Genomic DNA, 25,860 nt, shown 5'->3' with positions numbered 1-25,860 from the left:
CACACCGTGGTGGGTCAGCGCTCGTTCTCGGCGCGGCGAAGGGCCTCGGCGAGTTGCGCCAGCGCGGCCACCACAGCGTCGAGGGCTGCGCTCACCGACGGATGCCCTGCCGCGGCGGTGTCCCCGGAGCGGACGGGCTCGACGGAGCCCAGACGGTCCGTCGGCGGCTGCCCGCGGACGGCACGGCCACGCAGGTTGGGGATCTCGGCGAGATCGGCGACACCGTGGTTGTCGGCGATGTCGCCGAGGTCGTACCCGACATCGCTCTCCCGGTGTGCGCCCGTCTCGAACACGTCATGGGCCTGGGTGGGCGTGGCCACGTCACCGTAGGAATGGTGCAACTCGTGGTGGCCGCCCTCGCGGTGACCGTTCTCGTCGGCGTGGTCGACGGTGGCGACGTTCGAGCGCGTCTGTGAGTCGGACTCGTCGACCCGACGGCGGCCGGTCCCCGCTGACGTCAGATAGCCGTTGCTCGGGGCGTACCAGTGGACGCCACCGTGCCCCTCGAAGAGCATGCACCGCGCCCCGACGCCACCCGTGCAGGGCATCCGGTCGATCAACGACTGCGCGTGCTCTTCGTGGTCGTTCCACTCCAGCCACAACCGGCGGTCGTACCGCGGGACGCTCTCGGCGTCGGTCGCGTGATCACCCCGGTGCCCGATGCTGAGACGACAACCCAGTACCCACCCGTTGTCGCTGGTATTCCCCAGTTCCGTCCGATCATGGGCGCTGCATATGACCGTCGCCCAACATCCGTCGTGCACCATGACGCATTCCCCCTCGACCCCTGCGCCCAGACTAGTACCGATGGGCTCGAAACCAGCGCAGAGTTCAGTGGCGAACGGTGCGGCGGAACGAGTCGGCGTCGGCGTGCGCCCAGTCCCGCACCCAGTCCACCGGTGGATCGGCCAGCAACTCACCGTCGTCGAGCCATTCGTGGATCTCCGCGTAGGACCGCTGGGTCACCGTGTCGACGCGTTTGCGCAGCATGCTCGGGTCGAGCTGGTCAGGGGAATCGAGACCCATCGAGGCCATCAGCTGCATGGCCTGCTCGACGGTCGCCTGGTGGTAGCGGTGCACCCGTTCGGCCTTGTCCGGGATGTCGAGGGCTCTGGCGCGACGCGGGTCCTGGGTGGCGACACCGACCGGGCAGTGGTTGGTGTGACACCGCTGCGACTGGATGCACCCCACGGCCATCATCATCGCCCGCGCCGCGTTGGTGAAGTCCGCGCCCTGGATCAGCCGCTTGACGATGTCGCTGCCGGTCGCGACCTTGCCGCTCGCGCCGATGCGCACCGTGTCCCGCAGCCCGCATCCGACCAGCGCGTTGTGTACGGTCATCAACCCGTCGGTGAGCGGGAGGCCCACATGGTCCTCGAACTCCAGCGGCGCGGCCGCGGTCCCGCCCTCGGCCCCGTCGACGATGATGAAGTCGGGTCCGTCGTTCTCGGCGATCATCGCCTTGCAGATCGCGAGGACCTCGCTGCGGTCGCCGACGCACAGCTTGATCCCGACCGGTTTGCCGCCCGAGAGCTCCCGCAACTCGGCCACGAACCGGACGAGCTGCCGCGGGGTGGAGAAGGCGGAGTGATACGCCGGGCTCACGCATTTCTCGTGGGCGGGCACTCCCCGGTACTCGGCGATCTCGGCACTCACCTTCGCGGCGGGCAACACACCGCCGATACCCGGCTTGGCCCCCTGACTCAGCTTGATCGAGATGGCCTTCACCCGGCCGTCGGTCGCCTTCTCCGCGAACGTCGTCGGGTCGAACCTGCCGTCGTCGGTGCGGGCTCCGAAGTAGCCCGATCCGAGCTCCCAGATCACGTCGGCCCCACCCGACAGGTGGTACGGCGTCAGTCCGCCCTCGCCGGTGTCGTGTGCGAACCCGCCGGCGGCCGCCCCCCGATTGAGGGCGGTCAGCGCGGCGCCGGACAACGCGCCGAAGCTCATCGACGACACGTTCAGCAGCGACATCGAGTACGGCTGCGTGCAGTGCGGCCCGCCGATCGTCACGCGTGGCGGGGTGTCGGCGACCGGTAGCGGGACGGTCGAGTGGACGAGGTGTTCGTAGCCCACCTGCTCGATGTCGCGCTCGGTGCCGAACGACAGCTCGCCGTGGATCCCCTTCGCGCGTTCGTAGATGATCGTGCGCACGTCACGGTCGAACGGGCGACCGTCGTAGTTGCGCTCGATGAAGTACTGCTGCAACTCGGGCCGGATGGCCTCGAGGAGAAAGCGCATGTGTCCCACCAACGGGTAGATCCGCAACACCGAGTGTCTGCGTTGGACGAGGTCGTACACCGCGACCGCTGCCGCACAGACGAACAACGCGCAGGCGACCCACCACACTGCCGACGCGAACACCGCCGCGCCTGCCGTCAGCACGGCTCCCCCGACGGTGGACACGAGGACCACGAGCTTCACCACGGACGACTCCCATCACTGCCCCGGGACGGACTCAGCCGCCTTCTCACGACAGTCCTACACCCGCACGGCGAACAGACGGCAACGGCGCACTGGGCCCGTCCGACCCCCGCACCACGCCAACGTCTCTCGTTGTTCCTCCCGCAAGACGTAGCGGGTCGACCCGACGCCCGCGTACCGTCGAGGACAGGTTGGGTTGCCATGGACGGTTGCTTCCTAGCCCGATCCGAACGCGGTGGTGGGAGTCAACCGGTGTCAAGCAGAGCGCGCCCCCATCATTCGCTCGCCACGAACGTAGATCTCCCGACCCGCTGATCGCGTACGGTCGAAGGTGCCAGTCCAGTCCGTTGCTGTGCACACGTCGCCGACCTCCATGACCGCACTCGCGGTCAGTTGAGCTCGCCGAGGCACATGAACACCGATCTGCACTGTGAAGGGCTGGACTCCTGATGACCGACGTCGGCTATTTCCTGTCGTGCGAGCAGTACGGCCCGAAGGAACTCATCGAACAGGCCCGGATGGCCGAGGCCGCCGGGTTCACCCGACTCTGGATCTCCGATCACTTCCACCCGTGGAACTCCGAGCAGGGCCAGAGCCCGTTCGTGTGGGGCGTGCTCGGCGCGCTGTCGGAGGTGACCTCGTTACCTGTCACCACGGCGGTCACGTGCCCCACCATCCGCATCCACCCCGCGATCCTCGCGCAGGCCGTCGCCACGGCGGCGGTGCAGCTCGACAACCGGTTCGTCTTCGGGGTCGGTAGCGGCGAAGCGCTCAACGAGCACGTGCTCGGCGACCCCTGGCCGTCACCGGGGGTACGTCTCGAGATGCTCGAGGAGGCCATCGACGTGATCCGACTGCTGCACGGCGGCAACGAGATCAGTCACCACGGCAAGCACTACGAGGTCCAGGAGGCACGGATCTACACGCTGCCCTCGGAGACGGTCCCCATCTACGTCTCCGGATTCGGCCCGCAGGCCGCCGAGCTGGCCGGCCGCATCGGCGACGGATTCTGCACGGTCACGCCGGACAAGGAGTCGATCGAGGTGTTCCGGTCGAGCGGCGGAGGCTCCAAGCCCGTCCAGGCAGGCACGAAGGTCTGCTGGGACAACGATCCCGACCGCGCCCTCGAGACCGCCCACCGACTGTGGTCCAACGACGCCCTGCCGGGTCAGCTCGCCCAGATCCTCCCGCGCCCGCGGGATTTCGAGAGTGTCGCCGGACTGGTCCCGAAGGCCGACATCGCCGAGACCATCACATGCAACGCCGATCCCGACGCCCACCTGACGCAGCTGCGACAATATGTCGACGCGGGCGTCGACGAGATCTACGTCCAACAGATAGGACCCGACATGCACGGCTTCTTCGATGCCTACCGCGATCACATCCTCCCGGCGCTGTCATGACCCTGACGACGAGCACGCCTGCGCGCGTGACCACCGACCCGGCCCTGCCCGCCCCCGACGGCCCGCTGTCGACGGCGGTGGTGAACGCCCTGGCGTCCGGTGTCGTCGACGGTTCGGTGCTCACCGATGTCGTTGTCGGCGATGCCGATCCGTACGGTCGCGACCTCCAGCTGGCGCTCTACGTCTGCTACGAACTGCACTACCGCGGTTTCGCCGACGTGAGCGACGAGTGGGAATGGCAGCCGGACCTCCTCCGGCTCCGCGCCGCCATGGAGTCCGCCTTCCGTACCGCGTTGCGAGCCGACGTCGGCGATGTCGGATCAGACAGCGTTGTCGCCGAGATGGATTCGCTGTCGATCGAACCGATCGACGGAGACGGCCCCTCGTACTTCCTGCGCGACACCGCCACCTGGGATCAGATGCGTGAGTACCTGGCGCTGCGGTCGATCTACCACCTCAAGGAGGCCGACCCCCACGCCTGGGCCATCCCGCGGCTCACCGGGCAGGCCAAGGCCTCCTACGTGGCCGTCGAGTTCGACGAGTACGGCGGTGGGCATGGAGATCGCGTGCACCAGCAGCTGTTCGCCGACCTGATGGTGGCGGCCGAACTGAATGCCGACTACCTCGGTTACCTGGACGCGGCTCCGGCGCAGGCTCTCGCCACGGTCAACATGATGTCGATGTTCGGGCTGCACCGGTCGTCGCGGGGCGCGACCGTCGGGCATCTCGCGGCCACCGAGATCACGTCCTCACCGGGGGCACAGCGGCTCGCCGACGCCCTGGTGCGTCTCGAGGCGCCGGATGCGTGCATCGGCTTCTATCGTGAGCACGTCGAGGCCGACGCCGTGCACGAGCAGGTGCTCCGCACCGATGTGGTCGGCGCGCTCGTGGAGTCCGATCCGAGCATCGAGGCCGACGTGGTCTTCGGCATCCGGGCGTTCAACCTCATCGAGGACCGGCTCGCCGAGCACGTCATGACCTGTTGGACCGCAGGCGAATCGGCGATGCTCCGCCCTCTGTGAGGGTGCACCGATCACCACACCCGCGCACCAGGGACGCGCACGTGCGACACCCGACGCGACCCGACGGACCGACGGGGACACCGAATCGACGTCACGGCCCGGAAGAGGGCAGGTGTTGAGTGCGCGCGTCCCGGGTGTCTTAGGCTCGCCCCATGAGTACGCCCGCCTTCTACGCTGAACTGCGGACGTTGCGATTCGAGCGCGTCCTCGACGCCGCGGTGGAGATCATCTCCCTCGAGGGCTGGGACGGCCTGAGCATGACCGAGGTCGCCAAGCGGTCCGGGGTTCCCCGGCCGAGCCTCTACAAAGAGGTGGGAACCAAGTCGGCGCTCGGTCGCGCCGTGGTGGATCGAGAAGTCGATCGTTTCCTGGGGCGAGTGCGCGCCGGCGTCACGGCTCATCCCGACTCACTGGAGGACGGACTGGCGGCTGCCGCACGCGGGGTCCTGGAGCACGGCCGAGCGAACGCGGTCCTCGCCGCTGTCCTTCAACCGGGTCACGATCCCGGGCTCCTCGCCCTGGTCACCGTGAATCCGGACGTCGTGCTCGGTCACGCGACCGACGCCCTGTCGTCGCTGCTGGGCGATGCGGCCTCCGAGGCCCTGGTCGACTCGGCGGTGAGGCTGACGGTGAGTCATCTACTCCAGCCCACGGTGGACGTCGATGAAGCCGTGGATCGCATCCTCAAGTCCGTCCGCGGGTTTGCTTGACCACTTCTCGACATTGCGCGACGTCCGGCGCTCACCGGTCCGGGTGGGGTAGCCGTACCTCGTGTGACGCGGTCCTACAGGTCGAGCACCAGTTTCGATGACAGCGAGCGGGACACGCACATCATGACGGTGTCTCCACGCTCCCGTTCGGCGCGCGACAGGATCGAGTCGCGGTGGTCGGGAGTGCCCTCGAGAACGTCGGCCTCACAGGTGCCGCAGATGCCTTCCATGCAGGACCCGATCACATCGACACCCGCCTCCTCGACCGCAGCGAATATCGAGGTGCCATCGGGAACGGTGACCGTCACTCCTGACATCGCGCATTCGACCTCGAACGAATCGAGCGCGTTCTCGGGCGCGTCGACCTGCTTGGCCATGAAACGCTCCAGGTGCAAGCTCCCGTCAGGCCACACCGCACACTTCTCCTCAACGGCATCGAGGAGTGCGGCGGGACCGCAGCAGTACACCAGCGTGTCGGATCGGGGCTCGCCGAGAACCGAGTCGAGATCGAATCGACCTCGTTCGTCCCCGGGCCAGACCGTCACCCGGTCGTCGTCTCCGAGATCGTCGAGGAACGCCATCGTCGCCCTCGACCGACCGACGTAGACGAGGTTCCAGTCAGCGCCCTCGGCCCGGGCCGCGTCGATCATGGCGCGGATCGGGGTGATGCCGATCCCGCCTGCGATGAACAGGTAGCGCGGCGAGGCGACGAGAGGGAAGTTGTTGCGCGGGGCCCGGACCCGCAGTGATGCCCCCTCGTCGAGATCGTCGTGGACGTACGCCGACCCACCCCGTCCGACCGGTTCTCGCAGAACCGCGACCGTCCACGACGACCGTTCGGACGTCTTGCCACACAGGGAGTAGTGCCGGGTCAGCCCGGGGCGCAGGAAGAGCTCGACATGCGCGCCCGGGCTCCAGGTGGGCAGTGGCCCGCCGGAGGGGTCGGTCAGGGTGAGTTCGACGACGCCATCGGCCGCCGTGCGTCGCTGTTCGATCCGGAGCTCGAGCTGGTCCTCGGCGGGGACCCGGCCGGCGCCGGACGAGCGACTGGTCGCCGATGCAGTTGCGCCGGAGGTACTTTCAGTGCGGAGTCGCGCGGCGATGTGGTCGGCACGGTAGGGTCCCGGCTCGCCGCGGCGACCGCCGATCGGAGTCAAGGTCACCATCATCGAGCTGTAGCCGCGCACGAAGTTGGATTGCACGCGCTCGGGCTCGGCGAGGACCTCGATGTCGTCGAAGCGGGTCAGTAGCTCCTCCCACAGGATCCGCAGCTGCATCTCCGCCAGCCGGCTTCCCATGCAGCGGTGCGTACCGATGCCGAAGGCCAGATGGTGGCGGGCGTTGCGCCTGTCGATCACGAAGTGATCCGGGTTCTCGAACGTGCGCTCGTCGCGGTTGGCGGAGGCGTACCACATCACGACCTTGTCGCCCTTGCGGATGAACTGGCCGTTCAACACCGTGTCGCGAGTGGCGACTCGGCGCATGTAGGCCAGAGGTGTCTGCCACCGGAGGATCTCGTGGACCATCTTCGGCACGAGGCCAGGGTTCGCCCGGAGGCGGTCGAACTGGTCCGGGAACTGGTTGAGGGCCAGGACGCCGCCCGTCATGGAGTTGCGTGTGGTGTCGTTGCCGCCCACGACGAGGAGAACGAGGTTGCCGAGGAACTCCATCGGACGGTTGATGAGGTCTTTGGTGTCCTCGGACTGCTGCATGAGCGTGATCAGGTCGTATCCGGGCTTCTCCCCTGCCGCGAGTCGGGCCGCCTTGTCGCGCCACAGCGCGCTGAAACTCCCCGCCATCTCAGCGGCACCACGGTAGATCTCGTCGGTGTTGTTGGCGCCACCGGTTGCTGACGAGCTCGTGGCCACCAGGTCGGTCCACTGCACGAGTTTGCGGCGTTCGTCGTAGGGGAAGTCGAGCAGCGTGGCCAACATTCGTGAGGTCAGCTCGACGCTGACCCGATCGACCCAGTCGAAGGGCTCATCGAGGGGCAGGTCGTCGAGGACCTCGCCGACCCGGGACCGGATCAGGCCCTCCATCTCCTCCAGATTCTGCGGAGCGACGACTCCTTGGACTGCCCCACGATGCTGGTCGTGGCGAGGGGGATCCATCGCGATGAACATCTCGATGTCGAGTCCCGCCGGCGGCGAGCCGATGACGATCTGCGGTTCGGCGGAGAAGGTCTCGAAGTCCTTGTCGACCGCGAGGATGTCGGCGTAGCGGGTCACCGACCAGTACGGACCGAACGCGCTGTCGGCCCGGAAGTGCACCGGAGCCTCGTCTCGCAGTCGCTCGAAGTAGGCCTTCCACTTTCCCTGACGCCACAGGAACGGGTTGCTGACGTCGATGTCGGTCAGATCCAGATCCGCCACATCGGGGACCTCGGACTCGGCGAAGTGTGGCTGGTTGTCGCCGACCACCAGCCTCTTGACCCGTTCGACCAGGTGCAACCCCTGAATCTGGCGCTCCATCGGTACCACTGCCTGGGCTTTGTTGATGACCTGGTCGAGAACGCGCATATCGACAACCACTTTCGTGCTGAGATCGAATTGTGTCGGGGGTTACACAACTAAACCACGCGTATCCAGTGATGACAATATGTAGTTTTTTGTCTCGTGCGTCAGCGCGATTCCCGATGGGTGCCCGCGGCGGCCCTGCGACCTCAGTCGACCGTGCGCGCCCGCTTGCGGTGACTGGTGTCGCACAGCGGATAGGTCTTGCTGCGCCGACAGGCGCAGATGGCGACCATGAACCGGTCCGAGGTCACGGTGGATCCGTCGGGCATCTCGATGTCCACCGGGCCCTGGACCATGATCGGCCCACCCGCCACCACGCGCACGGCGCGACGGTCGCCGTCGCTCATCGCTTCGTCGCCATGATCACGACCAGTGTCTCCTCGTGGCAGCCCTCGTCCATCAGGCCCTGCTCCCACATCCACGTGGCTCGCGATTTCATCACCGGGCCGAATTCGACGCGCTGCTCGGCGATCACGTCGACGTGCAGACCGACGCGACGCAGCGCGTCCACCGTCTGTCGGGTTCCCGAATACTCCGACTGCACGATCAGCAGGGTTCCGTTGGTGAACAACAGATCTGGTGCGGCAGCGCACAACGGGTCGAGGACGAGCCGACCGTCGACACTGGCGTCCCAGGCCTGAGTGGGACCGGTCAATCGGATCGACTGATCCTGTATCGCGGGAGCTGGAACGTAGGGCGGGTTGGACACCACCACGTCGTACGGTCCGGCTGCCAACGCCTCGGCGAACGAGCCCACCACCACGTCGATGTCGAGACCGGCCGCAACGGCGTTGTCGTGAGCGCATTGCGCCGCGTCGGGACACAGGTCGACAGCGGTGACGGCATCGGCTCCGGAGGACGCCGCCGCGATGGCGACGACACCGCTGCCGGTACAGAAATCGAGCACTGTCTTGCCGACGAGTCCGCCGGGGAGTGTCGTCATCTGCTCGATCAAGAGAAACGAATCCTCTTGCGGCGCATAGACCTTGTCGCTGGTCGTGATGTCCGACGAGATCGGGGATGCGGAGAGCGTCACAGGGACCACCCATCAGTAGTGGGGAATTTTCCGTACCTGCTGATGGCTCAACGTGGTTGGTCGATCGTCTCCACTCTGCCACACTGCTGACTCAGATTCACGAAAGTCAGCGAGTACGGTGGAGCGATGCACGCAATCATGGACGGACCGTTGGCGCGACTGGACTCGTGGGAGCCCGGCGACCGTTGTTCGATCGTCCGGGCACTCGAAGTGGTCGGAACCCGGACCGCCCTGTTGATCCTACGTGAGGCGTACTACGGCACAACCCGTTTCGACGGCTTCGCCCGACGGGTCGGCATCACCGATGCAGCCGCCTCCACCCGACTACGCGAACTGGTGGCGCACGGACTGCTGACGAAATCCCCGTACCAACAGCCGGGCCGGCGCACCCGCTTCGAGTACCTGCTCACCGAGAAGGGCACCGACATGCTGCCCGTCGTCCTGGGCCTGATGCAGTGGGGCGACAAGTACCTACAGCCCGACGGGGCACCACTACAGGTCGTGGCCGACGCCGACGGCGAACCGCTGCGGGTGTCCGTGACGTCGACCGAGACGGCCGCGGTGCCACTCGACGGGGTGCGGATCAGGGTGGCGCCGGAGTCCGACGCCCCGGAGACGATCCTCTAGAACCCGAGGTCGCGGCCGATGATGTCCTTCATGATCTCGGTGGTGCCGCCGTAGATCGTCTCGATCCGGACGTCGGCGTAGATGCGCGAGATCGGGTACTCGGCCATGTAGCCGTATCCGCCGTGCAGTTGGAGGCAGGTGTCGACGATGCGCTTGGCCAGTTCGGTGCACCACCACTTCGCCTTCGACGCATCGACAGCGGTCAGCTCACCGTCGACGGCACCCTGGATGCAGCGGTCGACGAAGGCCTGGGCGATGTCGAGTTCGGTGGCGATCTCGGCGATCTTGTGGCGGTTGGCCTGGAACGAGCCGACCGACTGGCCGAACGCCTTGCGCTCGGAGACGTAGACCAGCGTGTCCTCGAACGCCTTGCGGGCGCCGGCCACTGCGCCGACACCGATCGCGAGTCGCTCGGACGGCAGGTTGTGCATCAGGTGGTAGAAGCCCTTGTTGACCTCGCCGATGACGTTGGCGGCGGGCACGCGGACGTTGGTGAAGGACAGTTCTGCGGTGTCCTGGGCGTGCTGGCCGAGCTTGTCGAGGTTGCGACCACGCTCGAAACCCTCCATCCCACGCTCGACACCGAGGAGGGTGAAGCCCTTGTGTCCCGCCTCGGGATCGGTGCGGGTGACCACGATGACGAGGTCGGCGTTGATGCCGCACGAGATGAAGGTCTTGGCGCCGTTGAGAACCCAGTGGTCGCCGTCGAGGACCGCGGAGGTCTTGATGCCGGCGAGGTCGCTGCCCGCGCCGGGCTCGGTCATCGCGATCGCACCGATGATCTCGCCGGAGGCGAAGCCGGGGAGCCAGCGTTCCTTCTGCTCGTCGGTGCACAGCTTCTTGAGGTAGGGGCCGATGACGTCGTTCTGCAACGTGAACGCCGGAGCGCGCGAACCGAACTTGGCCATCTCCTCGATGACGACGGCGTTGAAGCGGAAGTCGTCGATGTCGGATCCGCCGAACTCCTCCGGCATGTAGAAGCCGACCAGTCCGGCCTCGCCCGCCTTCTTGAAGGCCTCGCGGTCGATGATGCCGTCGCGTTCCCACGTCTCTGCGTACGGAGCGATCTCGCGCTCGACGAACGCCTTGGCGGAGGCGCGCAACTGCTCGTGCTCGGACTCGAAGATCAGACGCTTCATCGTTGGATCACCTTCACATCGTGGCTGCGGGCGCGGCTGCACCGAGCGCTCGCTCTGTCCGCCTCACGGTACGCCGTTGACACAGTTTCTGACAATCGTTTCAGGTTTGCCCGGCCTGTCCTCGATGTCTCGCGACCACCCTCGTCGGCGCGCGTCGGGGCGGCCCTTAGGGTGACTCACAGATCGGAACGAACGAGTTCGTGAGCAATGAAGTCACAGGGGGGGGCGGTCCGCGATGCGTCGGTGGGATCAGCGGTCGGTCCTCGTGGTCCTCGTCGTGACCATCGCACTCCTGGCGGGCGCCTGTGGGACGTCGCCGAGCCGGCCGAACAGTGCCGATGGGTTGACCTCGTCGTCGCCGTCCGCCTCGCCCGTCGCTGCGCGCCCGGTGGAGCTGCCCCGAGGCGGACGCACCGTGTTCCCCCGCTTCCGGATGGTCGCTCTCTACGGTGCCGCCGACGGCGGCGGGCTGGGCGCGCTCGGTCTCGGTACTCCGGATCAGGCCGCCCGCCGCCTCGACCAGCAGGCCGACACCTATGCGCGACCGGACCGGCCGGTCCTGCCCGTGATGGAGCTGATCGTGACCATCGCCGATCCGTCGCCGGGCCCGGACGGGTGCTTCGCCCATGCGACCGACATCGACGACGGATGGCGGTACCTGCGTGCTGCTCGCGCACACCGCCAGATGCTCGTCCTCGACGTCCAGCCGGGTCGGTGCGACTTCCTGAGCCAGACGCGGCGGTGGGAGCCGCTGCTGGCCCAACCCGATGTGGGGCTGGCCCTCGACGCCGAGTGGCGCATGCCCGCGGGCGCCGTCCCCGGCCAGGAGATCGGGACGGTCAGCGCGGCCGAGATCAACACGGTCACGTCCTGGCTGGCGGACCTGACGCGACGCCGAGCGCTCCCTCAGAAGCCGGTGCTGTTGCACCAGTTCACGCCGGACATGATCACCGACCGCGACGCTCTCGCCTCGCCCCCGGAGCTCGCCGTCATCAGCCACACCGACGGGTTCGGGTCCATCCCGGACAAGACCACGAAGTACCGAGCGCTGACGAACCCGCGACTGCACTCGGGGTTCAAGCTCTTCTACACGCAGGACAAGCCGTTGATGAGTCCCGCGCAGGTGCTCGGCCTGCAACCGCCACCGGACTTCATCAGCTACCAGTAGTCCCGCGGCCTCTTCCCGGATGTCGGCCGTCGGTCCTACCCTCTGTCCCATGTCCGATTCGGTTCCGGGTCCCGCTGTGTCATGGGACGAGTTCGTCGACGCCGCGCCCACCGTGTCGGCCGTCTTCCGCCGACGGCACGCCGCCGCGGGCAACCTGGTCATGATGGCGACCGTGCGTGCCGACGGTTCCCCGCGCATCAGCCCGGTCGAGCCGCGCGAGTTCGAGGGCAGGCTGTGGATCGTGGGCATGCCCGACACCACGAAGTTCTGGGACCTCGGTCGCGATCGGAGGTTCTGTCTGCACACGGCCACCGTCGACAGCCAGGTCTCCGAGGGCGACGCGAAGCTGTTCGGGCGCGTCGTCGACGTGCCCGATCCCGCTCTGCACCAGCGCTTCGCGCAGATGATCTTCGACGACATCGGGCTCGACCTCCGGGGCCAGACGTTCGACCACTTCTACTCGGCCGAGATCACCGGGGCATCCTCGGTCGCGATCGTCAGCGGAGACGACACCCCGGACCGCATGGAGGTCACCGTGTGGACGCCCGGCGCCCCCGAGCGCGTCGTCGTCAAACACTGAAAGATATCGCCGGGCCTCTGTCCGAGACGGGCCGTACCGTGCTCATCGCCGGTCACCACCCTGCGTAAGGACACCGTTTGGCTCCCGCTGACAACCTCGGAGGCGTGGCGCCCTCGCGACGCGTCTGTCGATGTTGCGACAATCGCGTGATGCCAAGCCGCCGTCTCGTCGCCATGGAAGTCGCGGCGGTCGTGGTCGCTGTCGTTGTACTAGTCGCCGGCTGCTCGGTACGAGCGGTCGATCCGCGCCGAACTCCAGCGGCGACGCCCGCCACGTCGAGTGCGACACCGAAGGTCCGATATTTCACAGCACCACCGATCGGCGTCGAGAAGAACCCGGCCGCCCGCTGTATCGATGCAACGCTGCCTAACATCACCCTTGACGATTACCTCGCTGATTGGCGGACCATCTTCGCCGACCAGCGCAACGCGCATCCTGAAGGGTCGTTCCCAACAGACGCCGGGTCCGACGCACAGCGGAGCGAGCGATGGGCGAGCGCGCCACAAATACTTGCCGACATCACCCCCGGGGCAGATGCGCGGTTCGCCGCTGACGTCTGCGGTCTGTCCACCATTGACGGCGCCCTGTACTCAGGCCTGGAGCTGCGGAAGCTTCGCGGACACGTCGCATCGCTGGGCCGCGAAACGTGCATCACGATCGCCGACGACGGCACCAAGGCAGTCTGGGAACGCAGCCGCAGCCTGAGCCGCGACGACGGTCAGCGGCTGGCGTCGGAATACCAGATCTATTCAGCGATCAAGAACGTCTGCCCACAACTCGTCGACTTCACCGTGCCGCCCAACCAGATTCAGAAGTGCTCCGAGTATCGGCCCGATCCATCCGCACGCGAGGGCGACGGCTACATCTGCCTCGGTGGCTGAACCCCGCCGGTGTGCCTCGAATGATTAGCTCGAGTTCACCTCACCTGTGGTGTCCAGCTGATGCTCGATACGCTCGCTGACCCCAAGGCGCCTTGGCGAACAAGCGATCAACAGGCTGGGAAGAGCTGACTCGGGTCCGTCGAAACTGTCACCATTTCAAGTGGAACGAGTTCAGCCACAGCTTGCTCGACACCAAGGCCATGCCAATCCACGACGATGAGAAACGGGTCAGCAGCATTCGCTCACATGTCTAGGATCAGCTGATGTGGTTGTGTGCCTTCGGCAAATGCTCAGCGACGACGTTGTCGCCTCTAGGTACTGCCGCGGCGGCGCAACGTCGTCGGCCACGTTCCCCGGTGTGGAGGCGTTGATGTCGCAGATGGGTGAGCCGTTGTCTGCCGTGCGGTTAACGGTGCCGATGAATGGTGGCCGGTTCTTTCTTCGCGGTGGCCCAGAGCAGTCCAGAGGTGTGCAACAGCTGATTGATGAAGCTGAGGTTGATGGGGTTGCCGCCGGGGACGGTCATACCGTGGTGGTGCTCAACCCTCACGACAGCAGCCCGGAGATGCCCGTGCAGGTGGTGCTGGAGCAGGCGCGACCGCGCGACGACCACCATCTGTGGGATCAGGTGTGTGAGCAGCGACTCGAGGTGGGTGCAAGCGGGGTGGTGCAGCTCGCGTCGAGCACTGAAAGCGTCAACTGCGCCGTCGCTCCAGACCGTTACATCGCTCGGATCAGCGGTCGGGGTTTCAACCTTGACGGCATGCCGAGCGATGCCTGGCGCATCCAGATGTGGCCCGATGACGGAGCCCCGCTTGTGGGAAGTAAGCGGTGGCAGCCATCGGAGCTCCTCGCCTCCGAACTGGTGGCGTCTGACACCGTCATCCTGGCGTCAGTCGGTCGTCTCGAGGACGACTCGTCAGCGCTCCCCTACATTCGGCCAGGCAGCATCGATGAGGACGAGTACTACGCCGCCCTACTTGTCGCCGACGTCGACATCAGCGATATCGAGCGGTGGGACACCATATTCCATGCCGACGGGTCGGTCGAGAGCGTGCAGCGCGCCGGCTATGCCGATGCTGTGCGTCAACGTCAGTGGGATGCCTGGGGTGGTGGTCCCCCACTGCCGGAGGTGAACTCCTACAACGCCGGGCGTGAGTTGCTGGTCGCTGCCCGCGATGTGGTGGTCGGAATCCTTGCCGCCGATGACAGCACCGCTCGCGCCGCGGCGGCATGGTGCGCGCGGGCCGCGTGCGAGCAGGCACGGCTGGCGCACCGAGCGTGGGTATCTACCGCGCTCGACGACCTCGATGCGCAACGGCCGGCGGGTGGTGTGTTCACCGATCACCGTGATGCGTTTGATCGGCTCGAGACCGAAATCGACATCGAACGCACAGAGGGCGGATCGGGGTGGGGTCCAGGATCGCCCTACGCCGCGATCCCCGCAGTGTTCTCAGCGAGTGATCCCGATCCGCGACGAGCGGCGATGGAAGCATTGAGCCACACCCACTTCACCTTCAAACCCGACCACAGCACCGAGCTGTATGACCGGTTGCGCGCCGCGTTCCCCAACTTGCCCCGCGACGACACCACCAGCCAGCCGTGACGCCAGCGCTCGCAGTAGTTGACGAAGTAGCTGGTCAGTTCGAGTACCGAGGGGCAATGAGATGAGTGTCAGCAGCGAGTGGACCGAACTCATGGCAGCTCTCGATTCGTTGTCTGATCGGGCGTTGACGTTTTTGCCGCCGGCACCAGCCGCCGACCTCGCCGCCGCCGAAGCGGCCACCGAAGCGGTGTGGCCCGAACAGCTGCGTGAGTTCTACAGATTGCACAACGGCCAAGACCCCGACAACCGGGGACGGTTCCACGGTGAGTTGCTGCCGATGTCGTGGATCTTTTCCGTGGACCATCTCGTCAGCGAATATCAGACAATGGTCGAGTACGGCCAACACGAGCTTGCCGACAATCAGTGGGTCCGCGACAACGCCCGCGACTCGCAGGCTGGGGCGACCGCGTGGTGCTGGTTGCCGTCGTACATACCGATCGGCGGGTTGGACTCCAATTACTACTTCGTCGACACCCGACCCGGACCGCACTCCGGGTGCATCCGCGAATGGGCCCGCGACGACGGCGACACCAGCAGCGAACCCATCTGGGACTCCATCGCTGAGATGCTCGCCGACATCCGTCGCAGCGTCGTGACCGACTCCGTCCTAGTCGAGCCGTGGCACCCCTGGTTCGTGCACGAGGACGATGAGGCCTATCACGGCACGCTGACGTGGAATGCGACCATCGCGCTACCCCTCAGCGCCAAACCGCCGGCAGTCCCGCCCTCAACACCTCTCCACCTACCGTTCCCGCTGATCGACTTCCTGCCCTCCGAGGTCGGACCTGACGATGACTGCGTCGACCTCGAAGCAGTCGGCGCATCCGTCGCCGCGGTCGCCCGCCGGGTACACCCCACGGCCACCATTGACGGCGGAAACACGGTCTACCAACGACTCCCCCGCCGCCAAGGCATCACAGCCAACTGGTTCACCATCATCGACGGCGTACCGGCAATCTTTCTCGTCATCGTGACCGGAGACGGCGACCGCGTCATCGTCCACGAACACCCACCCGGCGGGTTCACCATCACCACCGACTGACCGTGCCACCTGGACACTGGCGACACAGCAAGTACTGCGGGCACATTCGCGGTCTGAGACGCAGGCGGACGGACAGATGACAGCCATATGCAGCGAGGTTCTTCAGGGATCAGCCACATTTAGCCCCCATACGTCCACACCCGTCTACCCGACAGCCCTTGCCTGCGAAAACACGCTGGCAGACAAACTCGGATCAATCGCTACCGCACAGCTCGCCGACGATGGATACGGCGCGAAAGTAGGCGGCTACTCCGACCCTGAGCTTCGATCCCTTGTCGACGACGGATGGTCCGTCCTAGCTCGTATCAACTGATCAGCCAACTTGACTGCGCTGGCGACCATCGTGGCGCACGATGATGCCGGCGGCGTTCACCAGCCCGCGGAGAACCGGTACCAGTCACCGGAGATGTGACTGAAATCGATCGACTCGAACCGCGCCCGGATCGCATCCGATGGACCATCGGGCAGGTAGACGACGCCGACGTCGTCGAGGAAGCCGCCGCTGGTGTAGAACTGGCATCCCGATTCGCCGATCACCGCGACCCGTCGAACGCTGTAGACACCGATCCTGGAGTGTCCGGCCGACGGTGAACAGGTCGCCGCGGAGTCGGCCAGTCGGTTCTCCGACACCGCGAACCCAACACGGAACGGGACAGAAAACACCACCAGCACCGCGGTGGCCACGACCAATGCAGGTGCGATCAGACTGCGTCGGGCCGTGCGATACAGAAACCACCCGATGACAGTGAAAGCCAGCCATGCGACACCGATGATCACCAACGCCCAGAACGCTAAAATGCTGTAGATCAGAGTGATCACGGGAGTAACCGAAGCCCAGAGGATCGTCACGCACGCTGCGCCAGTGAGGATCCCCAGTGTGGGTCCTTGCCAGATCCGCCACCACCGAGGTACGGGTCGGGCGGGCTGCTCGGCGTCGATCACCGCCTGGACGCTATCGGAAAAACGTGCAGACGCCGTGCAGGTGATGCGCCGGCTTTGTGCCAGTGAGTGCGCACTTCTTGCTTGGCGTGCATTGAGCGAGAGGGCAACAACAAGCAAGGCCACAAGGGGACCCGCCACCGTGACCGCGCTGCGGACGCGGTGTCGAACGACCACCGCTTCAAACATCGCAGCCAGCATTACGGCCACAAAAGCAATCAGCGACAGCGCGGTGAGCCAGTTGGGTCTCCCCCCGGCGACGTCGTAGCTGATGTTCAATGAAGTGGCGTACGCCTTGCTCATCTCGACGCCGTTCAGCGGCTTGTACGAGCCGTGATAGCTCACCTCGGTAAACGAGCCGAATCCAACCCATCGAACACTCCCCACAACCAGGGTGACCACAACGAACACCCACCAAGCGCCACGATGCACGACACGAACGGGTGTCCACCATTTGTTCAAGGCGACCGCAGCATTGTGATCTATCCCGATATCTGGCGGTCAAGCCACAATATTGGCGGCGTGTCCGAATACGAACGGTTTCGAGCCCCGTATCGGCGGAGAAGTAACGACTTGCCGACGCTATCTCACAACTCGCGTTCACACCTGTTGCCCCCAACCAGCGTCTTCAGTCGGTGTTGAGACGTGCAACCTCGCAAAGAAGCGATGGGGCTACGCAGGGGCCGCACGGCCGATTCGCCCCTCGGAGGGTTCGTGCAGAGGGATCTCAACCAAGCGTCCGTGCGCGGCAGACCTGGCGCGCCATTGACAACTGTGACAATGCAGGGTGACACTGTTGGGGACACCGCACGCGCCGGTTGCACCACGACGGCCGCGCTGCCCCAATCAACCGGGATCTGCACGACGGGCGCGATCCGCGCCCTGTGCACACGGAACAGGAGACCCCAGATGTCTGCACCGACCACGACTTCACCGACCACGTTCGACTTCGACGCGATGCTGTCGAAGATCAAGGACAAGCAGTGGTCTTTGGCCGACATCGACTGGGACGCCCCCGGCGCCGAGATGATCGACCCGGAGCTGTGGGATCGGCTCAAGCCCTTCATGTCGGACCTGATGTGGATCGAGAACGTCGGCGCCCGCGGGTTCGCGGCGATGGCGAAGAAGGCCCCGACCGACACGCTCCGTGAGATCTACACCTACTTCCACGCCGAGGAGCAGAAGCACGCCAACGCCGAACTCGCGCTCATGCGTCGGTGGGGGATGCTCGACGGCGACGAGATGCCCGAGCCGAACGTCAACGTCAAGCTGATCATCGACTGGCTCGACAAGCACGCCGACGGGCTGAGCCTCAGCGTGCTGGGCACCGTGATCCCGATGCTCGAGGTCGCCCTCGACGGCGCCCTGGTCAAGTTCATCATGGACGAGATCCACGACCCGATCTGCCAGGAGGCGTTCAAGCACATCAATGCCGACGAATCCCGCCATCTCGCTGTCGATTTCGCGGTGATCGAGCTGCTCGGCAACTCGACGATGCGCAAGCTGCTCGTCGACACCGTCGGCGCATGGATGAACCCGTCGCTGATCATCGGGACCCTGCGGTACATCCCGCTGCTGAACAAGATGCGCGACAACATCGTCACCATGGGTGTCGACGAAGAGCGCCTCTACAGCGCGATGAAGCGTTTCAAGAAGGTCGGGCAGCGCAATCCCGCGGCTCTCCGAGTTCCCATGTACCGCTTCATCCAGTGGCACGGCGACATGGTGATCGACCGCAATCACCCCTACCATCTTCTCGCCGACCGTCTGGTGAAGATCAGCAAGCACTACCCGACGCGCACGCTCAACTCGAGCCCCACCTGGTCGAAGGAACTCACCTACGAGCCGACCGCCTGACGTGGGCCCCTCCCCCGAGTCGGCCGGCGACGCGCCGTCGCGCACGTCCGGCCGGCTGCAACTCCAGGTCCGCGAGGTGATCCGGGAGACCGCCGACGCCGCGTCGGTGGTGTTCGAGGCTCCCGACGACGGATTCAGCTACCGCCCAGGTCAGTTCATCACCGTGGGTGCACAACTGCCCGACGGTATGGCACCGCGCTGCTACTCGCTGTCGAGTGCACCCGGTCACGATCCGCACCCGGCCATCACCGTCAAACGGGTTCCCGGCGGCCAGGTGTCGAACTGGTTGATCGACCACGCCACCCCGGGCATGAGCGTCGACATCATCCCCCCGACCGGCGCCTTCACGCCTCGCGAGTGGACCGACGACTTCGTGGTCGTGGCCGCCGGCAGTGGGATCACGCCCGCGATGTCGATCATCAAGACCGCGTTGATGACCCACGACAACGCCGTGACGCTGATCTACGCCAATCGCGACGAGCAGTCGGTCATCTTCGCCGCGGCCATCGCGGAGTTGCAGGACGCGTACCCGGAGAGATTCGTCGTCCGACACTGGCTCGAGTCCGAGCGGGGGCTGCCGACCGCAGCCGAGTTGACCCCGCTGGTGGCCGGTGACGGTGCGAACCGGGTCGCGTACCTGTGCGGTCCGACGCCCTTCATGGATGTCGCACACGCGGCCCTGGACGCCGCCGGCCTGCCGTCGACGCAGATCCATCGGGAGCTGTTCTATTCGCTGACCACGAACCCGTTCTCGGCTGCAGCAGCAACGACGACCGCGACCCCTGCGGCCCGGTCCGCCCCGCCGGAGGACGGGGTCCGGGTCACCGTCGACATCGAGGGTGAGACCCACGAGGTGGCGTGGCCGCGCGACGCATTCCTGCTCGACGCCCTGCTGGACAACGGCATCGAGGCGCCCTACGTGTGCCGCGAGGGCAACTGCGGTGGTTGCGAATACATCCTCACCGAGGGTGAGGTGGAGATGCGGGTGAACGACACCCTCGACGACTTCGACCTCCGCCGCGGCGCACGTCTGGCGTGTCAGTCGACGCCGGTCTCCGACGTCATCGCCATCACGTACGACTGACCGCGAGCCGATTCGTCGCGTGGAACCCGTTCTCCGGCCCAGCCTCTGACACGAGATCATCCGACCGGAAGTGGCAACCCAGCGATCCCTCCCGTCGCACCGCGGCGTGGACGACCGCCGCCGCCACCGCGGTCAGGTTCGCGTCCTCGACGTCGCGGATCGATCGGATCCGGCGGATCGGGGCGGAGTCGATCAGATCGTTGAGTCGCCCCAGTCCCGATGCGTCACGGACCACCGCGGCGGAGGCGGACATGGCATCCTGTAGCAGCGACCGCGACACCACCGGACGCACGTCGGTGTCCGACGACGCGACCCGGTCAGTGACGGAGATACCTGCTCGCACTGCGGTTTCCGCGGTGACCGCGGCACGTCGCCCCATCACCAAACCCTCGAGCAGGCTGTTCGACGCGAGCCGGTTGGCGCCATGCAGTCCGGTCCGCGCCACCTCGCCGGCCGCGAGCAGACCGTCGATCGAGGTGCGCCCGTCGATGTCGGTGACCACCCCGCCGCACAGGTAATGCGCCCCGGGCACCACCGGGATCAGCTGCCGCTGTGGGTCGATGCCGATCGCACGCACCCCCGCGGTCACGGTCGGGAACCGCTCGGCGACGTCGGGGACCCCGCGGGCGTCGAGGTAGACGCACGGCTCGCCGCGCTCGGCCTTCGCGGAATGCACGGCACGCGCCACCACATCACGCGGTGCGAGATCGCGCAGCGGGTGCACGCCGTCCATGATCGAACGTCCCGACGAGTCGACGAGCACAGCGCCCTCGCCGCGGACGGCCTCACTGATGAGCGTCCGCCGACCACGGGCGCCAGGTGAATACAGCATCGTCGGATGGAACTGGATGAACTCGAGATCCGACACCTCCGCACCGACGCAGAGTGCCAACGCGATGCCGTCGCCGGTGCTGCCTGCGGGGTTCGTGGTCGCGGCGTAGAGGTGGCCGAGACCGCCGGTGGCGAGCAGGACCGACGACCCGGTGATGTGGGCGACACGGCCGTCGGCGTCACGCACCGCCACACCGACCGCGCGCCCCTGCGACATCAGGATGGACGTCACGATGCTGTCGTCGACGACGCGGACCCGACCGGCGTCGATCCACCGACGCACCGCGACCCCGAGGGCACGCTGCACCTGCGCCCCGGTCGCATCACCCCCGGCGTGGATGATCCGCCGGACGCCGTGTCCGCCCTCGCGCGTGCGCAACAGACGGCCGTCGATGTCGGTGTCGAAGTGCGCGCCCCACCCGATCAGCGCGGCGACGGCGTCGTAACCGTCGGCGAGGATCGCGCGCGCGGCCACCGGGTCCGAGTGGCCCGCACCGGCCACGAGGGTGTCGGCGAGGTGGCGGGCGACGGAGTCCACCCCGTCGTCGGGGTCGACTGCCGAGGTCGGATCGACGACGGCGATGCCGCCCTGGGCGTACTGGGTGGCGGTGTCGGACGCGACCCCGAGACGCCACGGACGCCCCTTGTTGATCACGGTGACCTGCAGGCCCGCCTCCGCGGCACTGATCGCCGCAGTGAGGCCCGCCACGCCCGCGCCCACCACCACTAGGTCGGTCCGTATCTCATCCATCACGACCTCCGTCGCGCCCGGTTTTCGCCTGTGAGTCGAAAACGTCGATTCAGCATAGCTCTCGCTGCGATCCACACACCCGGAGCGCCGTTGCCCACTGCCCGATCAAGCGCTTGGTCGGGAGTGTTGTTCACTGATCGGCGTGGATGAACTCGATCTCCGGACGCCGGTCATCGTCGGCGTGGCGCAGGTGTCGGAACGGATCACCGACGACGACTATCGCGCCCGATCCGCCGCCGACCTCGCGGCCGATGCCGTACGCGCCGCCCTCTCCGACACCGGCGTGCCATCCGATGTCGTCGCGTCGGCGATCGACACCATGGCGGCCATGCGGGCCTTCGATGACTCCAGCCCCTACTCACACGCCGCGCTCGGATCCGCCGACAACGTGCCACGTGCGGTGGCCGCACGCATCGGTGCCGATCCGTCGCGTGCGATCCTCGATGTCACCGGCGGGCAGAGTCCGCAGCACTCGGTGACCGAGCTGTGCGCGGCCATCGCCTCGGGCACGAGCGAGGTCGCCGTCTCGTTCGGCGCCGAGGTCATCTCCACCACCCGATATCTCGCGGGGACGGACTCACCGCCCGATTTCACCGAGTACGTCGGCGGGTCCCTCGACGACCGCGGATTCGGTATCCGCGGGCTGACGTCAGCGCAGTCCGCGCTGCACGACCTCACCACCCCGCCGACGCAGTACTCGATCCTGGAGAACGCACGCCGCGCCCGTCTCGGCGTGACCCGGGGCGAGTACCTCGCGATGATGGGCAGGCTCTTCGCCCCGTTCTCCGCAGTGGCCGCGGTCAACCCACATGCGGCTGCGCCGGTGGAACGCGACGCCGAGGAACTCGTCACGGTCACCGACCGCAATCGTCGGATCACCGACGCCTATCCCCGGTACCTCATTGCTCGTGATCAGGTGAATCAGGCTGCGGCGGTGGTCATCATGTCGCTGGGCCGGGCGCGCGCACTGGGCGTTCCGGAGGGCCGGTGGGTGTTCGTGCACGGACACGCCGACCTCACCGAACACGGTCTGAACACCCGACCCGATCTCGGCTCGAGTCCGGCCGCGGTCGCCGCGGTCCGTGAGGCCCTCGCGATGGCCGACGTGAGCCTCGAACAGTTGGCCGCCATGGACCTCTACAGCTGTTTCGCAGTCCCGGTGTTCAACCTGTGCGACGGCCTCGGCCTGGCGCCTGACGACCCGCGCGGTCTCACGGTCACGGGCGGGTTGCCGTTCTTCGGCGGCCCGGGCAACAACTACTCGATGCACGCGATCGTCGAGATCGCCCGCCGCGCGCGTGCCGATCCCGGTTCGTTCGGGATGGTCGCGGCCAACGGCGGCATCCTCAGCAAACACTCGGTGGCGATCTACTCGACGACCCCGACGCCGTGGCGACCGAGCACGAGCGCCTCGGTACAGGCGGACCTCGACCGGGTGCCGACCGTGCCGTTCGCCTACCGCGCCGATGGCCCCGCCACGATCGAGTCGTATTCGGTTGCGTTCGATCGCAACGGATCCCGTACCGCAGTCGTCATCGGCCGACTCGACAACGGTGCGCGGTTCGTCGCCACTCCCGTCCATGGCGACGCCGCGTTGCCCGACCTGCTGACCGGAGACGCCGAGCCGATCGGACAACGGATCCACGCGCGCGCCGTCGATGCCGGCAATCGGGTCGCGACCGACCGGCCGAGCATGGACCGGTTGCTGCCCCGGGCCGTACCGGTCTTCCGTGATCGCTACGAGGGTCTGCGGCTGGCACGCCACGGCCACGTCCTGGAGGTGACGATTGACCGGCCCTCCTCCGACAATGCGGTCGACGCCACCACCCAGCGGGACCTCGACGAGATCATCGGGGCCTTCTGCGCCGACGACGACCTCCGGGTCGCGATCCTTACCGGCGCCGGGACCGAGTGCTTCAGTGTCGGAATCGATCTCGACGGTGTCGGATCGTCCATGCAGATCACGCGACCGATCAACGGGTTCGCCGGGTTGGGCGGTCGACGCCACCTGTCGAAGCCGGTCATCGCCGCGATCAACGGTCGAGCCGAGGGTGCGGCCATCGACATGGTCGTGTCCTGCCATCTCGCGATCGCCGACGAGAACGCATCATTCGCGCTGCCGGAGACCGGGGTCGGATTGGCGCCGGGCCTCGAGACGCTCGGTCGGCTGCCCGACGTGGTCGGCCGCGCCCTGGCGCACGACATGATCCTGACCGGTCGCCGCCTCGACGCGTCCGCGGCCGCGGCCGCCGGGCTCATCTCACGCGTCGCTCCCGCGGGCACCGTTCTCGACATGGCGCGTGAGATGGCCGCGGCCATCACGTCCCGATCACCCATCGCGGCACGGGCAGCTCTGTCGTTCATGGCATCCGACGACACCGACCCGTCACCGATCGACGACGAGTTGATGGTCCACGCCGACACCCTGGAGGGATTGCGGGCACATACCGAGGGGCGTGCGCCGCACTTCCGGAACCGGTGATCGCCCGTTTTGTGGCGCGATGACCGATTCGATGGAAACGTGTGGGGGTGAGCAATTCCCCTGACCTGGTACTCGGTCCGATCCTGCGCTACGTCGACACCCACCAGGCCACGGTCTGGGTCGAGACCGACCGGGCGTGCACGGTGGAGGTCTCGACATCCACCGGGTCCACCGGTAGCGAGCCGACGTGGGGCATCGGTGGACACCACTTCGCGATCGTCGTCCTCGACGACCTGCCCGCAGCCTCCCTCGTCGACTACCGGGTCGAACTGCGCGCCGACTCCGCCAGCGCGAGCTGCTGGCCGCCCGAGGACGTCCGCGCGGTCTTCCGCACCGCCGATCCCGACGGTGACGTGGCGATCTCGTTCGGTTCGTGTCGTCGTGGCGACACCTACGACGACGAGTCCCTGCAGCGCATCGGCGCCGACGCGCTCGTCGGGCTGGCGCGTCGGGTCCGTACCGAGGCGCCCGCCCACTGGCCGGATCTGTTGCTGCTGCTCGGCGACCAGGTCTACGCCGACGACCCGTCGCCGGAGATCCTCGCGCAACTCCACCGGCATCGGGCCGCGAACCCGGAGACGACCGCCGCACTCGGCGACGAGGTCGCGGACGAGATCTGCGACTTCGAGGAGTACACGTGGCTCTACCGGGAGTCCTGGGGCACGCCGAAGGTTCGCGCGCTCATGGCGAGCGTCCCGAGCTGCATGATCCTCGACGACCACGACTTGCGCGATGACTGGAACTCCTCGGCCGACTGGCGACGGACCGTCACCGCCACCGACTGGTGGCCGCGGCGCGTGGTGGGCGCGTTCACGTCGTATTGGATCTATCAACATCTGGGCAACCTCTCGCCCACCGAACTCGCCGTCGACCCGGTCTATGCGGCCGTCCGCGAGGCACCCGACGACGTCGCGCGGGAGAAGATCCTCGCCGACTTCTCGCTGCGTGCCGACGCCGAACCCGACTCGACCCGGTGGAGCTACGTGCGCGACCTCGGCCACACGCGCCTGATCATGATCGACTCCCGCTGTTCGCGAGACCTGACCCCGGAACATCGCGCGATGCTCGACGTGCCCGAGTGGGAGTGGTTGCGCACGGTCACGCTCGAGACGGACGCGCGGCACATCCTGTTCGGCACCTCGCTGCCCTACCTGATGCTCCCGGCGCTGCACCACCTCGAACAGTGGAACGAGGCCGTTGCGCAGGGGGCCTGGGGTCCCCGCGCGGCGAAGGTCGGCGAGAAGCTGCGGCTGGAGCTCGACCTCGAGCACTGGGCCGCGTTCGACAACTCCTTCCGGGACATGGCCGGACTCGTCTCCGAACTCACCGCCCGACCCACCCCGCCGGCATCGGTGGTGTGGCTCTCCGGTGACGTGCACTGTTCCTATGTGGCGGAAGCACAGTTGACCGAGAAGTCGACACCGCAGACCGCGCTCTACCAACTGACGATGTCGCCGTTCCGCAACCCGCTGGAGCGGCCGATCCGTGTGGTCAACCGCATCGCGATCCGCAAGCCGATGGTCGGTCTGATGCGTCGCCTGTCCCGGCGCGCGCACGTACCGGAGACGCCGATGAGTTGGCGGGCCACGGCGGGCCCGTGGTTCGACAACGGGGTGATGTCGTTGACCATCACCGGCGAACGCCTGCTGATCCGGGTGGAGCACGCCTTCGTCGCCCCCGACCGGTCGCAGCGACTGTCGCAGACCCACACCGGGGAACTGACTCGCTGATCCTCGCCCGACACGGCCTGCGAGACGGTCAG

At 66.8% G+C, this 25,860-nt stretch carries 21 protein-coding genes; 13 read left to right on the top strand and 8 right to left on the bottom strand.

Annotated elements, in window-relative coordinates; genetic code table 11:
• Window positions 1-14: 14 nt before the first annotated feature.
• Entirely contained in the window at window positions 15-602 is a 588-nt protein-coding gene (locus IEV93_RS06295) for a hypothetical protein (RefSeq protein WP_188487955.1), read from the bottom strand.
• Window positions 603-831: 229 nt separating this feature from the next.
• A complete protein-coding gene (locus IEV93_RS06290) occupies window positions 832-2,427 on the bottom strand; it encodes an FMN-binding glutamate synthase family protein (RefSeq protein ID WP_371873796.1) in 1,596 nt (531 codons plus the stop codon).
• Window positions 2,428-2,873: 446 nt separating this feature from the next.
• Between IEV93_RS06290 and IEV93_RS06285 the strand changes: the two genes are divergently transcribed.
• The 3 genes from IEV93_RS06285 to IEV93_RS06275 all read left to right on the top strand — a co-directional run bounded on the left by IEV93_RS06285 (window position 2,874) and on the right by IEV93_RS06275 (window position 5,559).
• Complete coding sequence (locus IEV93_RS06285) at window positions 2,874-3,827, top strand: TIGR03557 family F420-dependent LLM class oxidoreductase (protein ID WP_188487953.1); 954 nt, start codon at window positions 2,874-2,876, stop codon at window positions 3,825-3,827.
• A complete protein-coding gene (locus tag IEV93_RS06280; RefSeq protein ID WP_188487950.1) occupies window positions 3,824-4,849 on the top strand; it encodes an iron-containing redox enzyme family protein in 1,026 nt (341 codons plus the stop codon). Before IEV93_RS06285 ends, IEV93_RS06280 begins: the two co-directional genes overlap by 4 nt.
• 152 nt (window positions 4,850-5,001) lie before the next feature.
• Window positions 5,002-5,559, top strand: a complete 558-nt coding sequence (locus IEV93_RS06275) for a TetR/AcrR family transcriptional regulator (protein WP_188487948.1) — start codon at window positions 5,002-5,004, stop codon at window positions 5,557-5,559.
• Between the two features lie 74 nt (window positions 5,560-5,633).
• Here IEV93_RS06275 and IEV93_RS06270 read toward each other — a convergent pair whose 3' ends face one another.
• The 3 genes from IEV93_RS06270 to IEV93_RS06260 all read right to left on the bottom strand — a co-directional run bounded on the left by IEV93_RS06270 (window position 5,634) and on the right by IEV93_RS06260 (window position 9,111).
• Complete coding sequence (locus IEV93_RS06270; protein ID WP_188487946.1) at window positions 5,634-8,078, bottom strand: cytochrome P450/oxidoreductase; 2,445 nt, start codon at window positions 8,076-8,078, stop codon at window positions 5,634-5,636.
• A gap of 143 nt (window positions 8,079-8,221) precedes the next feature.
• Complete coding sequence (locus IEV93_RS06265; RefSeq protein WP_188487945.1) at window positions 8,222-8,422, bottom strand: CDGSH iron-sulfur domain-containing protein; 201 nt, start codon at window positions 8,420-8,422, stop codon at window positions 8,222-8,224.
• A complete protein-coding gene (locus IEV93_RS06260) occupies window positions 8,419-9,111 on the bottom strand; it encodes a HemK2/MTQ2 family protein methyltransferase (protein WP_268237455.1) in 693 nt (230 codons plus the stop codon). Before IEV93_RS06260 ends, IEV93_RS06265 begins: the two co-directional genes overlap by 4 nt.
• A 126-nt stretch (window positions 9,112-9,237) precedes the next feature.
• Here IEV93_RS06260 and IEV93_RS06255 point away from each other — a divergent pair, with 126 nt between their 5' ends.
• Entirely contained in the window at window positions 9,238-9,738 is a 501-nt protein-coding gene (locus IEV93_RS06255) for a winged helix-turn-helix transcriptional regulator (RefSeq protein ID WP_188487943.1), read from the top strand.
• Here the strand turns inward: IEV93_RS06255 and IEV93_RS06250 are convergent.
• Window positions 9,735-10,877 carry an acyl-CoA dehydrogenase family protein gene (locus IEV93_RS06250; protein ID WP_188487941.1) on the bottom strand — a complete coding sequence of 381 codons (1,143 nt, stop codon included), beginning with the start codon at window positions 10,875-10,877 and terminating at the stop codon, window positions 9,735-9,737. The genes IEV93_RS06255 and IEV93_RS06250 overlap by 4 nt on opposite strands.
• A gap of 235 nt (window positions 10,878-11,112) precedes the next feature.
• Between IEV93_RS06250 and IEV93_RS06245 the strand changes: the two genes are divergently transcribed.
• The 5 genes from IEV93_RS06245 to IEV93_RS06225 all read left to right on the top strand — a co-directional run bounded on the left by IEV93_RS06245 (window position 11,113) and on the right by IEV93_RS06225 (window position 16,154).
• Entirely contained in the window at window positions 11,113-12,045 is a 933-nt protein-coding gene (locus IEV93_RS06245; RefSeq protein ID WP_188487939.1) for a hypothetical protein, read from the top strand.
• A 49-nt stretch (window positions 12,046-12,094) separates the two neighbouring features.
• Complete coding sequence (locus IEV93_RS06240) at window positions 12,095-12,625, top strand: pyridoxamine 5'-phosphate oxidase family protein (protein ID WP_188487937.1); 531 nt, start codon at window positions 12,095-12,097, stop codon at window positions 12,623-12,625.
• 104 nt (window positions 12,626-12,729) lie between these two features.
• Window positions 12,730-13,506, top strand: a complete 777-nt coding sequence (locus tag IEV93_RS06235; RefSeq protein ID WP_188487935.1) for a hypothetical protein — start codon at window positions 12,730-12,732, stop codon at window positions 13,504-13,506.
• Window positions 13,507-13,792: 286 nt separating this feature from the next.
• On the top strand, window positions 13,793-15,112 hold the full coding sequence (locus IEV93_RS06230; protein WP_229704920.1) for a hypothetical protein: 1,320 nt from the start codon (window positions 13,793-13,795) through the stop codon (window positions 15,110-15,112).
• 61 nt (window positions 15,113-15,173) lie between these two features.
• Complete coding sequence (locus IEV93_RS06225; protein WP_188487931.1) at window positions 15,174-16,154, top strand: SMI1/KNR4 family protein; 981 nt, start codon at window positions 15,174-15,176, stop codon at window positions 16,152-16,154.
• Window positions 16,155-16,523: 369 nt separating this feature from the next.
• Here IEV93_RS06225 and IEV93_RS06220 read toward each other — a convergent pair whose 3' ends face one another.
• The gene (locus tag IEV93_RS06220; RefSeq protein ID WP_188490608.1) at window positions 16,524-17,495 is read right to left on the bottom strand and encodes a hypothetical protein; all 972 of its coding nucleotides are present in this window, start codon (window positions 17,493-17,495) and stop codon (window positions 16,524-16,526) included.
• A 507-nt stretch (window positions 17,496-18,002) separates the two neighbouring features.
• On the opposite strand from IEV93_RS06220, the gene IEV93_RS06215 reads away from it, so the two are divergent.
• Entirely contained in the window at window positions 18,003-18,950 is a 948-nt protein-coding gene (locus IEV93_RS06215) for a ferritin-like domain-containing protein (protein WP_229704919.1), read from the top strand.
• 1 nt (window position 18,951) lies between these two features.
• On the top strand, window positions 18,952-20,034 hold the full coding sequence (locus tag IEV93_RS06210; protein ID WP_188487929.1) for a ferredoxin--NADP reductase: 1,083 nt from the start codon (window positions 18,952-18,954) through the stop codon (window positions 20,032-20,034).
• Here the strand turns inward: IEV93_RS06210 and nadB are convergent.
• Entirely contained in the window at window positions 20,021-21,616 is a 1,596-nt protein-coding gene (nadB, locus tag IEV93_RS06205) for an L-aspartate oxidase (protein ID WP_188487927.1), read from the bottom strand. The two genes, IEV93_RS06210 and nadB, sit on opposite strands and share 14 nt — an antisense overlap.
• Before the next feature lie 142 nt (window positions 21,617-21,758).
• Between nadB and IEV93_RS06200 the strand changes: the two genes are divergently transcribed.
• Window positions 21,759-24,098, top strand: a complete 2,340-nt coding sequence (locus tag IEV93_RS06200) for an acetyl-CoA acetyltransferase (RefSeq protein WP_229704918.1) — start codon at window positions 21,759-21,761, stop codon at window positions 24,096-24,098.
• 47 nt (window positions 24,099-24,145) lie between these two features.
• The gene (locus IEV93_RS06195; protein WP_188487925.1) at window positions 24,146-25,828 is read left to right on the top strand and encodes a DUF7800 domain-containing protein; all 1,683 of its coding nucleotides are present in this window, start codon (window positions 24,146-24,148) and stop codon (window positions 25,826-25,828) included.
• Window positions 25,829-25,860: the final 32 nt, after the last annotated feature.

The sequence above is a fragment of the Williamsia phyllosphaerae genome (assembly GCF_014635305.1).
In the GTDB taxonomy this organism is placed as follows: Bacteria; Actinomycetota; Actinomycetes; order Mycobacteriales; family Mycobacteriaceae; genus Williamsia_A; species Williamsia_A phyllosphaerae.
The sequence above is the reverse complement of the archived record's forward strand: the minus strand, read 5'-3'. Positions and strand labels throughout refer to the sequence as shown.

Excerpts from the sequence above, each read along its gene's own strand:
- IEV93_RS06285 (WP_188487953.1), top strand. The coding sequence starts at position 2,874 with ATGACCGACGTCGGCTATTTCCTGTCGTGCGAGCAGTACGGCCCGAAG.
- IEV93_RS06280 (WP_188487950.1), top strand. The coding sequence starts at position 3,824 with ATGACCCTGACGACGAGCACGCCTGCGCGCGTGACCACCGACCCGGCC.
- IEV93_RS06275 (WP_188487948.1), top strand. The coding sequence starts at position 5,002 with ATGAGTACGCCCGCCTTCTACGCTGAACTGCGGACGTTGCGATTCGAG.
- IEV93_RS06270 (WP_188487946.1), bottom strand. The coding sequence starts at position 8,078 with ATGCGCGTTCTCGACCAGGTCATCAACAAAGCCCAGGCAGTGGTACCG.
- IEV93_RS06265 (WP_188487945.1), bottom strand. The coding sequence starts at position 8,422 with ATGAGCGACGGCGACCGTCGCGCCGTGCGCGTGGTGGCGGGTGGGCCG.
- IEV93_RS06255 (WP_188487943.1), top strand. The coding sequence starts at position 9,238 with ATGCACGCAATCATGGACGGACCGTTGGCGCGACTGGACTCGTGGGAG.
- IEV93_RS06250 (WP_188487941.1), bottom strand. The coding sequence starts at position 10,877 with ATGAAGCGTCTGATCTTCGAGTCCGAGCACGAGCAGTTGCGCGCCTCC.
- IEV93_RS06245 (WP_188487939.1), top strand. The coding sequence starts at position 11,113 with ATGCGTCGGTGGGATCAGCGGTCGGTCCTCGTGGTCCTCGTCGTGACC.
- IEV93_RS06240 (WP_188487937.1), top strand. The coding sequence starts at position 12,095 with ATGTCCGATTCGGTTCCGGGTCCCGCTGTGTCATGGGACGAGTTCGTC.
- IEV93_RS06230 (WP_229704920.1), top strand. The coding sequence starts at position 13,793 with ATGCTCAGCGACGACGTTGTCGCCTCTAGGTACTGCCGCGGCGGCGCA.
- IEV93_RS06225 (WP_188487931.1), top strand. The coding sequence starts at position 15,174 with ATGAGTGTCAGCAGCGAGTGGACCGAACTCATGGCAGCTCTCGATTCG.
- IEV93_RS06215 (WP_229704919.1), top strand. The coding sequence starts at position 18,003 with ATGTCTGCACCGACCACGACTTCACCGACCACGTTCGACTTCGACGCG.
- nadB (WP_188487927.1), bottom strand. The coding sequence starts at position 21,616 with ATGGATGAGATACGGACCGACCTAGTGGTGGTGGGCGCGGGCGTGGCG.